Origin of the sequence: Kribbella sp. HUAS MG21 (assembly GCF_040254265.1) — a bacterium.
Classification (GTDB): domain Bacteria; phylum Actinomycetota; class Actinomycetes; order Propionibacteriales; family Kribbellaceae; genus Kribbella.
Map to the genome: position 1 here is coordinate 7953030 of NZ_CP158165.1, position 13746 is coordinate 7966775.

The 13746-nt window shown below is 70.4% G+C and carries 12 protein-coding genes; 1 reads left to right on the forward strand and 11 read right to left on the reverse strand.

The window, feature by feature from the left end:
* The first annotated feature begins 19 nt into the window (after positions 1-19).
* Entirely contained in the window at positions 20-1519 is a 1500-nt protein-coding gene (locus tag ABN611_RS38285) for a fibronectin type III domain-containing protein (RefSeq protein ID WP_350277200.1), read from the forward strand.
* Here the strand turns inward: ABN611_RS38285 and ABN611_RS38290 are convergent.
* The 11 genes from ABN611_RS38290 to ABN611_RS38340 form a co-directional block, all read right to left on the reverse strand.
* Complete coding sequence (locus ABN611_RS38290) at positions 1506-2774, reverse strand: hypothetical protein (RefSeq protein ID WP_350277201.1); 1269 nt, start codon at positions 2772-2774, stop codon at positions 1506-1508. The genes ABN611_RS38285 and ABN611_RS38290 overlap by 14 nt on opposite strands.
* A gap of 23 nt (positions 2775-2797) precedes the next feature.
* Positions 2798-3544, reverse strand: coding sequence for a WecB/TagA/CpsF family glycosyltransferase (locus ABN611_RS38295; protein ID WP_350277202.1), 747 nt, complete (start codon positions 3542-3544; stop codon positions 2798-2800).
* On the reverse strand, positions 3541-4539 hold the full coding sequence (gene gmd / locus ABN611_RS38300) for a GDP-mannose 4,6-dehydratase (protein ID WP_350277203.1): 999 nt from the start codon (positions 4537-4539) through the stop codon (positions 3541-3543). Before gmd ends, ABN611_RS38295 begins: the two co-directional genes overlap by 4 nt.
* Positions 4536-5477, reverse strand: coding sequence for a GDP-L-fucose synthase (locus tag ABN611_RS38305; RefSeq protein ID WP_350277204.1), 942 nt, complete (start codon positions 5475-5477; stop codon positions 4536-4538). Before ABN611_RS38305 ends, gmd begins: the two co-directional genes overlap by 4 nt.
* Entirely contained in the window at positions 5477-6952 is a 1476-nt protein-coding gene (locus ABN611_RS38310; protein WP_350277205.1) for a sugar transferase, read from the reverse strand. Before ABN611_RS38310 ends, ABN611_RS38305 begins: the two co-directional genes overlap by 1 nt.
* Before the next feature lie 205 nt (positions 6953-7157).
* Complete coding sequence (locus tag ABN611_RS38315; RefSeq protein ID WP_350277206.1) at positions 7158-8354, reverse strand: glycosyltransferase family 4 protein; 1197 nt, start codon at positions 8352-8354, stop codon at positions 7158-7160.
* Complete coding sequence (locus tag ABN611_RS38320; RefSeq protein WP_350277207.1) at positions 8351-9685, reverse strand: hypothetical protein; 1335 nt, start codon at positions 9683-9685, stop codon at positions 8351-8353. Before ABN611_RS38320 ends, ABN611_RS38315 begins: the two co-directional genes overlap by 4 nt.
* Positions 9682-10920, reverse strand: coding sequence for a polysaccharide pyruvyl transferase family protein (locus ABN611_RS38325; RefSeq protein ID WP_350277208.1), 1239 nt, complete (start codon positions 10918-10920; stop codon positions 9682-9684). Before ABN611_RS38325 ends, ABN611_RS38320 begins: the two co-directional genes overlap by 4 nt.
* A gap of 1 nt (position 10921) precedes the next feature.
* Positions 10922-11878, reverse strand: coding sequence for a glycosyltransferase family A protein (locus tag ABN611_RS38330; protein ID WP_350277209.1), 957 nt, complete (start codon positions 11876-11878; stop codon positions 10922-10924).
* A gap of 11 nt (positions 11879-11889) precedes the next feature.
* The gene (locus ABN611_RS38335; RefSeq protein ID WP_350277210.1) at positions 11890-13200 is read right to left on the reverse strand and encodes a glutamate-1-semialdehyde 2,1-aminomutase; all 1311 of its coding nucleotides are present in this window, start codon (positions 13198-13200) and stop codon (positions 11890-11892) included.
* The gene (locus ABN611_RS38340) at positions 13197-13745 is read right to left on the reverse strand and encodes a dTDP-4-dehydrorhamnose 3,5-epimerase family protein (protein WP_350277211.1); all 549 of its coding nucleotides are present in this window, start codon (positions 13743-13745) and stop codon (positions 13197-13199) included. Before ABN611_RS38340 ends, ABN611_RS38335 begins: the two co-directional genes overlap by 4 nt.
* Position 13746 lies beyond the last annotated feature (1 nt).

Below are 13746 nucleotides of genomic sequence, written 5' to 3' on the forward strand. Positions count from 1 at the left end.
GTGACTGGGGGGATCGATCATGGGGACAAGACTCTTTGTCGCGTTGGGCATCGGTGGGCTCGTACTGGGGGCGGTGGTGCCGGCGCCGCCCGCGGTCGGCACCGGGGCGAGCCTGACCGCTGTCGCCGCGACGGCGTGGCAGACCGACGCGAGCGTGCTCGGCCTCGCGGTTGCCAAGGGCAAGGTGTACGTCGGAGGCCGGTTCCTGAAGGTGCGTCCGCCGGGAGCGGCGGCCGGGACCAAGGAGGTCGGCCGGACCTACCTGGCCAGGTTCAGCCAGAGCACCGGTGCGCTCGACTCCTGGAACCATGTCCTGAACGGGATCGTCTGGGCGATCGCGGCGTCGGCCGACGGCTCCAGGGTGTACGTCGGCGGTGACTTCACCCGCGTCGACGGCCAGATCCGGAACCGGATCGCCGCCTTCGACACCACCACCGGCGCGCTGGTGGCGACCATCGCGCCGGTGGTGTCGTACCGGGTGAAAGCGCTCGCCATCGGCGGCAGCAGCTTGTACTTCGGTGGGTCCTTCGGGCTCGTGAACGGCGTGACCCGCAACCGCGCGGCGGCGATCAGTACGGTCAACGGCGCACTGCTGCCGTGGAACCCGAACGCGGACAACGATGTCTACGCGATCGACGCGGCCGACGACAACTCGAAGGTCTACCTGGGCGGGACGTTCGGCACGGTCCGCGGGACGAATCGCTGGGCGGTTGCCGCCGTCAACAACTCGACCGGCGCCCTGCTGCCGTTCGCCGCCGCGTCCGCCGTGCCGTCGCCGTCGAGCGGGTGCACGTCGCGGGTGAAGGACATCGAGACGTCCGGTAGCCGGGTGTACTTCGCCAACGCCGGGGACGGCTGGGGATGCTTCGACGGGACGTGGGCGGCCGATGTTGCCACCGGCAACCTGGTGTGGAAGAGCAACTGCCTGGGCGCGACCGAGGCGATCACCATGGTGAACGGGTGGTTGTTCAAGGGGTCGCACGCGCACAGTTGTCCCGGCACCTTCTCGGACGGCAGCGGAACACGCTTCCTGCTGCTGCAGAATCCGGCGAACGGGACGCTCGGGCCGTGGTTCCCGAACACGAACGCCGGGCCGCCGACGTCGGTCGGTCCCCTGGTGTCGGCCACCGGCGGCGGCGATCTGTGGATCGGCGGCGACTTCACGAAGGTGAACGGCGTCGGGCAGCAAGGCCTGACCCGGTTCACGAATCTCGGGCCCGGCGCCCGGCCCTCCACGCCACCGGTGCCGACGTTGTCGCGTCCGGCGATCGGTCAGGTGAAGGCGACGGTTCAGGCCTCCTTGGACAACGACGACATCCGGCTCACCTATCGCCTGCTTCGCGGATCGACCAACACGGTCGTCGCGGTCACGAGGGTCAGCTCCGCGTTCTGGTCCCGTCCGACGGTCACGCTCACGGACACCACCGCGCCGACCAGGACCACGCAGGCGTACCGCATCGAGGTCACTGACGGGACACACGTCGTCCGAGGAGGCTACGCGACCGTCACTGTCCGCTGACGCGGCGGTGGGCGGCGATGGCTCGGTGTGCCTCGTTCCACCACAGCAGCAGGGTCGCGAACGAGGCCCCGGCCAGGCCCCAGGCGGCGCCCTTCGGGCCCCAGAGGTAGGCGCCGGTGATGCCGCAGGTGATGAGGACGACGGACGAGACGAGGCGGACGCGCAGGCCTCGGGTGGTGGCAGTGAGGGCGCGCAGAATGGCGAACGCGCCGGCGTTCGAGGCGCCCAGGGCCTGCAGCAGAATGACGGGAATGAGCACGTTGCGGGCCTGGGTCCAGACGCCCGGACCGAGCAGTTCGCGGCCGACGACCGATGGGAGCAGGAGGAAGACAGCGCCCCACGCCAGCGCCCCCGCGCCGACGCCCAGCGAGATCGCCAGGCCGACCAGCCACAGGCGGCGGTAAGAGTGCTTCAAGGCGCGCGCTGCCTCGGGCACCGAGATCATCCGGATGCCCTGGTTCAGCACGTTGACCGGGCCGAGGAGTACCTGGGCGCCGCGGATGCCCGCGGTCGCGGCCAGGCCGGCGGCCGCGGTGATGCCGAGCATGTAGACCTGGATGGTGCCGGAGACCGCGAGCATCTCCCCCACGTACTTCGGGCTCAGGTCCCAGTTCCGCCGTACCCACTCGCGGATCAGCTGCCGCCGCGGCGCGACACCGGCCTGGAAGCGGCCCGCGATCGCCGCGATCACCGCGCCGAGCCCCCACGCGAACGTCAGCGTGACTGCCGACGCCGTACCGGTGAGGTAGAGGCCGCCGAAGATCGCTAGCATCGCGAGCAACCAGATCAGGTCGTTGACGAACGCCTTCTGCCCTTCGCCGACGACGAAGAACGCCCACCGCCAGGCGTCCTGGAGCAGCAGGCCCGGCATCGTCACCGCGAAGGCGACCAGCACGCCCCGCGACGGTACGCCCGGAAACGCGACGATCGCCAGCCCTACCACCATCGCGAGCAGCCCGCAGAAGACCGCGGTCGCCGTACTCGCCCGGACCGCCCGTTGCCAGTCCGGCGTCCGGTCGCCCGAGTGCCGTACCGCGAGTGGCTCCGTGGCGACGGCCCGCGAGACGTTGAGCGCGATCGTGTAGCCGCCGAACGCCAGCGCGTACACGCCGAAGTCCGCGACCGTGCTCGACCGCGCCACCACCACCCCGACCGCGAGGTTGCTGAGGCTCGACAGCGCCTGGTCGGCCAAACCCCAACCGGCGCGACCGGCCGGCCCGGCCAGCCGACGCAACTTCGGCCGCCGGAACTTCACCGCCTCAACCTAGACGACACCGCCTAGAGTGCGCGCGGCGGCTGCCGGAGAACGCCCAGCAGGAAACGCGGGATGCCGAGGACGTACCGCTTCCAGAGCCGGCGCGGCTCCTTGTAGAGCCGGTAGCTCCACTCGAGCCCGGCGCGCTGCATCCACAGCGGCGCGCGGTCCAGCCGGCCGGTGTGGAAGTCGAACGCCGCGCCGACGCCGATCAGGATCGTCGCGTTCAGCCGGTCGCGGTGGTCGGCCATCCAGCGCTCCTGCTTCGGCGCGCCGAGCCCGATCCAGACGATGTCCGGCCGCGCCTCGTTCATCCGGGCCACGGTCTCCGCGTCCTCGGCCGCGGTCAGCGCGCGGTACGGCGGGCACTCGACGCCGACGACCTTCAACGCCGGATGCCGCTCCTGGAACCGCGCGCGCAACTCCTCCGCCACGCCCTCGGCGCCGCCGTAGAAGTACTGCGTCCAGCCGCGCTCGGCCGCCTCCGCGAGCACCCGCTCGAGCAGGTCCGGGCCCGCGACCCGGTCCATCTCCTCGAACCCGGCGCGCCGACCGGCCCACACCAGCGGCATCCCGTCCGGCACCGTCAGCCCGGACGTGTTGTACACCTCGGTCAGCCGGCCGTCGGCGCGGGCGTGCAGCAGCGCGTTCATGTCCGACACACAGACCAGTTGCCGCTCGCCGTCGTCGATCCAGCGCGCGAACGTCTCGACCGTCCGGTCCAGGTTGGTGATGCTGACGTGGATCCCGAGGACGTCCACCCGGCTCATGCGTCCTCCCCCGTCAGCAGCGCGAGATCGGCGTCGACCATGATCCGGACCAGTTCGGGCACGTGCACCTGCGCCTTCCAGCCGAGCTCGACGGCGGCCTTGGACGCGTCGCCGATCAGCGAGTCGACCTCGGTCGGGCGCTCGTACCGCTGGTCGTGGTCGACGTACTGCTCCCAGTCCAGCCCGACGTGCGCGAAGGACAGCCGGACGAAGTCGCGGACGGAGTACGACGTACCGGTCGCGATCACGTAGTCCGCGGGGGTGTCGTGCTGCAGCATCCGCCACATGCCCTCGACGTACTCCGGGGCGTAGCCCCAGTCCCGGCACGCGTCCAGGTTGCCCAGGTACAACCGGTCCTGGCGGCCGGTCTTGATCGCCGCGACCGCCCGGGTGATCTTCCGGGTCACGAAGGTCTCGCCGCGGCGCGGGGACTCGTGGTTGAACAGGATCCCGTTCACCGCGAACATGTCGTACGCCTCGCGGTAGTTCCGGGTCATCCAGTAGCCGTACAGCTTCGCGGCGCCGTACGGCGACCGCGGGTAGAACGGGGTCTCCTCGTTCTGCGGCGGGGGCGTCGCGCCGAACATCTCCGACGAGGACGCCTGGTAGAACCGGCAGTCCAGCCCGATCATCCGGATCGCCTCGAGCAACCGCGTCGTCCCCATGCCGGTCGTGTCGCCGGTGTACTCCGGCTCGTCGAAGCTGACCCGGACGTGCGACTGCGCGGCCAGGTGGTACACCTCGGCCGGCTGGATCGACGCCAGCAGCGTCACCAGCCGCGACCCGTCGGTGAGGTCGCCGTAGTGCAGGAACAACCGCTTGTCCGGCTCGTGCGGGTCCTCGTAGAGGTGGTCGATCCGCTTGGTGTTGAACGTCGAGGCGCGGCGGATCAGGCCGTGCACCTCGTAGCCCTTGGACAGCAGCAACTCGGCCAGGTACGAACCGTCCTGACCGGTGATGCCGGTGATCAGTGCCTTTTTATTGGCCTTCTTCATGCCACGTGCTCCTGGTACCAGGCGTAGGTGGCGGCCACACCGTCTTCGAGGGAGATCGACGGCTTCCAGCCCAGCGCCTGCAGCCGGCTCACGTCGAGCAGCTTGCGCGGGGTGCCGTCCGGTTTGGACAGGTCGTTGCTCAGCGCACCGGTGTAGCCGACGACCCGGGCGACCAGCTCGGCCAGCTCGCGGATCGTCACGTCGGCGCCGACGCCGACGTTGATCGGCTCCGGCTCGTCGTAGTGCTCCAGCAGGTGCACGCACGCGTCGGCGAGGTCGTCGACGTGCAGGAACTCGCGCCGCGGCGTACCGCTCCCCCAGAGCACGACCTCCGGCGCATCCGCCGTACGGGCCTCGTGGAACCGGCGGATCAGGGCCGGCAGCACATGCGACGAGGTCGGGTCGAAGTTGTCGTGCGGGCCGTACAGGTTGGTCGGCATCGCCGAGATCCAGCGCAGCCCGTACTGCCGGCGGACCGCCTGCACCTGCATGATGCCGGCGATCTTGGCGATCGCGTAGGCGTCGTTGGTCGGCTCGAGCTCGCCGGTCAGCAGGCTGGACTCGCGGATCGGCTGGTCGGCGTACTTCGGGTAGATGCACGACGAGCCGAGGAACAACAGCCGCGGCGTGCGCACCTCGAGCGCCGCGTCCATCAGGTTCACCTGGATCCGCAGGTTGTCGCTGAGGAACTCGGTCGGGTGGTCGCGGTTCGCCAGGATGCCGCCGACGCGGGCCGCGGCGTCGATCACCACGGACGGCCGGTGCTCCCGCAGGAACGCGAACGTCGCCGCGCGGTCGCGCAGGTCCAGCTCCGCCGACGACGCGCCGATCAGCTGGGTGAACCCGGCAGCGTCCAGGCGGCGCCAGATCGCGGACCCGACGAGACCGCGGTGACCCGCGACGTACACCGGTGCATGAGGGTCGAGCTCGAACTGCATCAATACGCTCCCGCGCCGTAGATCACCGCGCGCACGGTCTTCCAGAGGATCAGCAGGTCCAGGGTCATCGACCAGTTGTCGACGTACCGCAGGTCGAGGCGCACGGACTCGTCCCAGGACAGATCGCTGCGGCCGCTGACCTGCCACAGCCCGGTCATACCGGGTTTCACCAGCATCCGCCGCGAGTCGTCCGCGGCGTACAGCGCGACCTCCTCGGCCAGCGGCGGCCGCGGACCGACCAGCGACATGTCGCCGCGCAGCACGTTGAACAGCTGCGGCAGCTCGTCCAGCGAGAACCGCCGGATCCACCGGCCGAGCGGTGTCATCCGCGGGTCGTTGCGCATCTTGAAGATCACGCCGTTGCCGTCGCTGAGCGCGTACAGGTCGCTGAGCCGCTGCTCCGCGTCGACGTACATGCTGCGGAACTTCAGCATCGTGAACTCGACACCGGCCCGGCCGACGCGCTGCTGCCGGAACAGGACCGGACCGGGGCTGGACAGCTTCACCGCCACCGCGAGGCCGATCAGCAGCGGCGAGAGTACGGCGACGATGCCGAGCGCGACGACCCGGTCGAAGACAGCTTTCATCAGGTGCGGCCCGCCGCTGACCGACGGCCGCTCCAGGTGCAGCAGGGACAGGCCGGCGACCGGGCGGACGGAGATCCGCGGGCCGGCGACCTCGATGATGCCCGGCGACACGATCAGCTCGATGCCGCGCTGCTCGAGCGCCCAGGAGAGCCGGCGCAGCGACTGGCCGGCCAGCTCCGGGTCGGTCGCGATCGCGACCACCTCGACCGCGTGCCGGTCGGCGGCGGCGAGAATGTCGGGCTCGTCCAGCGTCTCCAGTTCACCGGACTCGCCGCGCGGACGGCAGGTCGCCACCACGCGGTACCCGTCGGTCGGGCGGCTCTCCAGGTGCTCACACAGCGTCGCGGCCGGACCGCTGCGCCCGACCACGAGCACCCGATGCATGCAGCGGCCCCTGACCCGGTGCCGGTGCAGGTCCTTGCGCAGCGCATACCGCAGCAGCAAGGCGGCGACAACCAGCACCGGGATCGCCAGCACCACGAAGCCGCGGGCGATCTCGGCCTTGGTCACGTACGACGTCATCGCGACGGCCGCGGTGAGCCCGACACCGGCGCGCATCAGCGAGCGGAACTCGTCCGGCCCGGCGCCGAAGAACCGCGGGTCGTACCCCTTGGAGAGCGCGACCACGGCCACCCAGGCGAGCGGCAGCAAGCTGCTCACCACGAGGTAGCTGGAGCCGACGTGGTACCCGAACCGGGTCAGCAGCGCGACGGACACGCCGAGCATCGCGGCGAGCAGGTCGCCGCCCACGGCGGCCCACCGGTACACCCCGACCCAGCGCGGCTCGGTCGAGCGCGACGGCAGCGGAACGATCGCCGGGACCTCGTGCGGGACGACCCAGAGCGGCCGACGGCTGTCCACAGCGTCCGGCGCTTCTGCTCCGCTCACAGCGGCCCCTCGTTCCCTCCCGCAACTGCCCGGTCACTACCAGTGTCCGTCGCAGTGCGCAGTACGTCCTTGTTAACCCGCGCGTCGGCGGTGAGTCACCGAACAGTACTACGCGGGCAGGCCGCGAGCGACGACCGGCACCAACCTTGTGGAGAACCTTCACAAAGGCTGCTACGGAAGGGATCGCTGTCATCGTGTGCTTTGCTCAACGGCGCACCACAGGCCGCCCCTTCACGTCCCTCGGACGGCCGGCCTCTCGGTGCGGACCCTGAGTCTGCCGGAGAAACGTCAGCAGCCGCCGGCCGACCACGTCGGCGGCGAACTCCTGCTCGAACCGGGTCCGCGCGGCCAGCGCCATCCGCTCCCGCCGGGCCGGGTCCTCCATGAGCTCGATCAGTACGCCGGCTGCCGACTCGACGTCGTCCAGTGGCCAGAAGAGACCCTCGGTCCCGGGCTGCACGACGTCAGGTACTCCACCGACGGCGCCGGTGATCACCGGCAGGCCTTCGGCCATGGCCTCCACCAACACGATGCCGAAGCTCTCCATCGTCGAGGTGTGGCAGTAGACCCGGTGCTCCCGCATCAACGGCCGCGGCTGCGGTTGGTACCCGAGGAGCTTGACCTGGTTGGTGATGCCCAACTCGGCGGCCAGCGCCTTCAGCGACTGGCGCTGCGGCCCGTCGCCGACGATCGACAACGTATAGCGGTGACCGCGATCGGCGGCCGCACCGAGGATCTTCAGCAGATAGGCGTGGTTCTTCCGCGGTTCCAGGCCGCCCACGGTGATCAGATCCGTCGCCTGCTCGGGCCGCTCCCCCGCTGTCACGCTGTCCGGCACCGGGTTGGGCACGACGGCGCCCGGGACAGCTCGCAGCGCCGGGATCCGGTCCTCCAACTCGGTCCTGTTGAACCCGGAGACGTAGACGATGCCGTCGAGCTCACCGAGCACGCTCTGCTCGAAGGACCGGATCGACCGGAAGAGAGCGCCGTACCGCGGGATCTCTCCCTTGTCGGCCCACTCGTCGGCCTGGGAGATGTTGAGGTGGGCCACCATCACCACCGGCTGGGTGGTGCGGACCCGCAGCGCAACCGCCGCGGAGATCGGGCACTGGGCGTACACCACGGCGTCGGGCCGAGCAGCGAGGTGCCGCCGCAGCGCGTGCTCGAGGTAGTGGGCATGCCAGTACTGATGCCACCACACACCGGCCGGCCGGTTGAACCGGCGGATCCCGACCCGCGCGGCGAACACCGGCAGCACGAACGGCGAGCGGGCCGAGAACGGGCTGACGATGCTCACCGGCTCGGACGCCGACCGCAGGTAATCGTCGAACGTCCGGACATGACTCTGCAGCCCCGACGGCCCGTGCGACTTCATCAACGTCGCGATGACGATCTCGGTCACGCCAGGACCTCTTCCTGATCCGCGAAATGCGATCGCTGCGCCTTCCGCAGCCGGCTCCACCAGATCCAGCTGCCGGCCACCGACGCGATCGCCGTACCCCAGACGGCACCCTGTGCTTCGAACAGGATCGCGCCGACCGCTGCCAGCGCCACGAACAGTCCGGTCACCGTCAACTGACACTGCATGGTCAGGTCAGCGCGGCCGAGTGCCCGCAGTCCCGCGGACGGTCCGACGTGCAGACATCCCGCCGCATAGCTGACGATCACACCGACGGTCAGCGCTCGCGCGTCCGGCCACACCGCACCCAGCAGGAGCTCGCCGGGCCCGAACGGGAAGAGCACGACCACCACCAGGCCCCAAGCCACACCCATCAGCGCCAAGCCACCGCTCAGCGCGAGGCAAAGTCGCGCGAGCGGCCGCCTCCCCCGGGCGAGCGCCCGCGCAGCCTCCGGTACGGCGACCTGCCCGACCCCCATCAGCAACGCTGCCACCGGGCCGATGAGCATCTCGGCACCGCGGATCGCACCGGCCGCCGCCAGACCACCGGTCGCCGCGACCACGAGGGCCCTGATCTGACCGCCCGCACCGAGGACGACGTTCTCGATCAGGAAACGGGTGCCGAGATCCCGGTGGCTGTTCAGCCAGCCGAGAGCGTGGGCCGGTCGCGGAAGGATGCGTGCCTGCCAGGCACCGAACAGTCCGGCCACAGTCGCCGTTCCGCCGAAGACCAGGATGGCGAAGGTGATGCCGCCACCGATGTCGACAGCAGCACCCAGGGCCAGCAGGCCGATCAGCAGCACCGTCCAGACGCTGTCGTTGAGGAAGGTCTTGGCCCCCTCGCCCGCGGCGAAGAAGGCCGAGCGCCAACTGTCCTGCAGCATCAGCCCGGGCAGAACGATGCCGAGCGCAACGAACGCCGCAGCGGCGTCCGAGCCCGGCGAGTGGTACCGCCAGACCAGACCGGCCGCCACACAGGCGGCGCCGCCGGCCGCCCCGACCAGCAGCGCGACACCGGTCGCGGCCGCGACCGCGGTCCGCCAGCTGTCCTTGCCGGCGGCACTGAAACGGACCATCACGGCGTCGGTCGCCAGCGCCCGCGAGCAGTTCAGCGCGACCGCGTAGGCCACGAAGGCCAGCCCGAGCGCGCCGAGGCTGGTGGCTCCGAGCAACCTGGCCACGAACACGCCGAGCAGGAAGTTCCCCAGGCTGGAGACCGCCTGGTCGGCGATCCCCCAGCTGAGCCGGCGAGCGATCTGACGACGGATTCCCGCGCCGTGGCGCGGCTTCGGTGCGGCGTGCTGTGCCCCCAGCGCGGCATGCCTGCCGGTCATCGGCTTCTCGGCGTTTCGGTCTCGAAGAGTACGGCGGTCAGCTCGGCGAACTGTGCTTCGAGCCGCTCCCGGTTGATCTGGTTCCGTTCGGCCAGCGTCCGGGTGATCTCGTCGCGGTCGGTCCAGAGCGCGGTGAGCTGCCGCTCGAGCAGATCGACGTCGAGGTCGCGGATCTGCTGGATCCGGTCGCCGACACCCATCAGCTCCATCAGTGCGACGTGCTTGTCGCCGTAGCAGATCGCCACCGTGGGCTTGCCGAGTTTCAGTGCCACCTGCACGGTGTGGTACCGCGTACCGATCACCGATTCGACCGTGCCGAGCTGCTCCATCAGTTCGTCGACGGACGAGAACGACTCGTACACCACCGGTGGCTCGCCCGGCCGGGACCAGGTCTGCCGCGCCGCAGCGAGGATCTCGAGGGCGACCGGCTCGTCGTCCTCGTCACCGATGAGCAGCCGGACGTGGTGGCCGTCGGCGAGCAACCGGCGGACGAATTCGCTCAGCTTACTCGTGTACTCCGCCTGGATCTCTTCGGCCCGGTCCCGCTCCTCCGGCGCACCGGAGTACGCCATCACTCCGACTCCGACGGCACCGGTCGCTCGCGACCTACCGGGCGGCGACGGCAGGGCGAAGACGAGGTCGGGATAGACCTGATCGTCGGCGCCGGCCATCCCCATCCGGCGGGCCGCGTCCAGGGACACCTGGTCGCGGAAGGAGCGGTAGGACGCGAGCTTGGCCGATTTCGCCAGCAGCCAGCCGGTCAGGCGTTGCCGGACGACCGTCGCCCCCGAACCGACGAACGCGACCTTGGTCCCGAACACCTTGCCGGCCAGCGACATCAGGAACTGCGAGTACGGCAGCTCCCAGGGCCGCTGCGGCAGACTCGACTCCAGGACACCCATTCCCGGAACGATCACCACGTCATGACGTCGCACCCAGGCAGGAATCCGCCAGGAGTCGATCAGTACGCCGAGCCCGATCCGCGTGGCTGTCACGCCGACGCGCAGCAAGCGCGATCGCACGGGACGCTGCGGTCCGTGCAGCCAATTGAGCTGAGCGGCCGGAAGACCGTAGCGCGCGGTCACCCGCTCCGGTCCGGAACACAGGCTGTCCAGCACCGCATCGGGCCGCTCCGCCTTCAGGTAGGCGAGCACGGCCTCGAGGGTCGCGTCATTGCCGATGTTGCCGGAACCGAGCCGTCCGAACAGGCCGACCCGCGGCGGGTGATCCGCCACCTCAACTCCCTTCCTGGCCGGCCACCACGGCGCGCACCGACAAGGCGTCGACGGCGCCGAAGTCCTCGATCGGCGGTGGACCGGACCGGCCGGGCAGCCGCCGGGTGACCCGGCTCGCCAGCCAGCCGCGAATGTGCCGGTTGCATTCCTTCCGCTCAGCGGTCGTCAAGGGTGCCCGGCGGACAGCGGCGAAGTAGCCGAGGACGTACTCCGCGACGAGCCGGGCCGGCGGGTGGACGAGCTTGTTGGCGCGCCGCGGGTCGAGGTTGCGCGACCAGCTGCTGATGGTCGGGTTGGCCTGCAGTGCGCGGCCGTCGTGGTGGCGGCGGAAGTACAGCCACTCGGGCACCTGCAGGAAGCGTCCGTGCAACGCGATCTCGGCCATGAACACCTGGTCCGCGTGGTAGAAGCTGCCGTGCGGCTTCACCTTTCGCAGTACGTCGGCCCGCATCACGCCGTAGAAGTCGTCGGCCTGGATCGCGCCGGGCAGATCGCCGTCGAACAGCATGCTGCGCAGCCGCTCGGGCGCCGCGTCGGCGTCGGTGTGCAGCGGGTACGGCAGCGCCTGGATGACCCTGTCCTCGCCGTCGATCGCCGCGGTGTAGGTGTGGGCGAGAACCACGTCCGGGTGCTGGTCCAGCAACTCCACGCAACGGGCGACCAGGTCGCGGCCCCACAGGTCGTCGCCGGAGGCCCACTTGAACAGTTCGGTCCGGCTCTGCCGGAAGACGTAGTCGTGGTTCGGGGCGGCGCCGATGTTCCGCTCCTGGCGGTAGAACCGGATCCGCGGGTCGCGGGCGGCGTACTCGCGGCAGATGTCGTCGGTGGCGTCGGTCGAGGCGTTGCTGGAGATCACCAGCTCGAAGTCCTCGTAGGTCTGCCCGAGCACCGCGTCGAGGGCGGGACGCAGGTAGTCCGCACCGTTGTAGACGGGCAGTCCGATGCTCAGCCTGGTCATCGTGGTTCCTCCTAGACGAACCGTCGGAAGACGGGTTTGACCGGGCGGCCGCCGAGGAAGGCCTCGACGTTCCCGGAGTCGAGGGCCTGGCGGTAGACCCGGCAGGCCCGGGCCACGACCTCGACGGTGTGGTCGATGTCCGCGTCCGTGAGGGCGCTGCTGACCACGAACGACGGGCCGATCACGCCGCCGAGGATCAGCTCGCGGAGGAACAGCGTGCGGTACGGCTGCGACGGCCGCAGATCCTCGTCGAGGGTCGCGAACACCAGGTTGCTCGGGCGGCCGCGGACGACCACGTGGTCCTGGACCCCGGCCGCGGCGGCGACCTCCCGGACGCCCCGGGTCAGCCGCTCGCCCCGCTCGTGCAGCCGCGCGGCGATGTCTTCCTCGGCGTACACGTCCATCACCGCGACCGCGGCCGCCAGCGCGTGCGTCTCGGCGCCGTGGGTCGTCGACAGCAGGAAGACCCGCTCGTCGGCGTTCCGCAACCCGCCGCGCTCCAGGTACTCGCGCTTGCCGGCCAGGGCTGACACCGCGAACCCGTTGCCGAGCGCCTTGCCGAAGGTCGAGAGGTCGGGCGTCACGCCGTACAGGCCCTGGGCGCCGGCTTCGGAGAGCCGGAATCCGGTGATCATCTCGTCGAAGATCAGCAGCGCGCCGTAGCGGTGCGCGAGGTCGCGCAGGCCTTCGAGGTAGCCGGCGGGCGGCTCCTGCTGGGTCACCGCCTCCAGGATCAGGCAGGCGATCCGGCCGTCGTGCTGCTGGAACAATGCCTCGGTCGCGGCCAGGTCGCCGTACGGGAAGCCGACGGTGAGCTCGCCGATCTCCGCAGGGATGCCGGCCGCCATCGGGGTCCGGGTGATGAACCAGTCGTCGATCGAGAAGAACGCGTGATCGGTGCACAGGGCAACCAACGGCCGGCCGGTGACGGCGCGGGCCAGCTTGACGGCGGCCGTGGTCGCGTCGGACCCGTTCTTCGCGAACTTCACCATCTCGGCCGTCGGCACCGTGGCGAGGAAGCGCTCGGCGGCCTCGAGCTCGAGGATGCTCGGCCGGACGAAGTTGCTGCCGCGGTCGAGCTCGCGGCGGACCGCCTCGAGCACCTTCGGGTGCCGGTGCCCGAGACTCACCGAGCGCAGGCCGGAGCCGTACTCGACGTACTCGTTGCCGTCGACGTCCCAGACGTGCGCGCCGTCACCGCGGTCGATCACCGGGGCCATGTCCTCGGGGAACTGGTCCTCGCCCTTGGCGTAGGTGTGCGCACCGCCGGGGATCAGGTCGTGCAGCCGCTTGTTGGCGACGACGGATTTCTCGAAGTTCATGTCAGCCTCGCAGTGGCCAGCGCGAGCGAGGCCGCCGCCTTGTCCCGCTCGGACATCAGCGTCACCGGCAGCGGCCAGGGGATGTCCAGGTCCGGGTCGTCGAACCGGATCGCCACGTCCTCGGACGGGTCGTGCGCGCGATCGATGCGGTACGAGACGTCGGCGGGCTCGGTGAGCGCCTGGAACCCGTGCGCGCAGCCGGCCGGCACGTACACGGTCACCTGGTTGTCGCCGGTCAGGTCGAACGTCTCCCGGTTCCGGTACGTCGGCGAGTCCGGGCGGAGGTCGACGACGACGTCGAACACCGCGCCGTACGAGCAACGCACCAGCTTGGCCTCGCCCTTCCCGGACCGGGTGTGCATGCCGCGGACGACGCCGCGCCGCGACCGCGAGATGCTGTCCTGGACGAACGCGTCCGGGTCGAGCCCGGCCTTCGCGATCACGTCCCGGTCGTAGGTGCGCGAGAAGAACCCGCGCTCGTCCCGGTGCGGGGCCGGCCGGAACAGCAGTGCTCCGGCGATCCCCGCGACCTCGATGACCTCCATA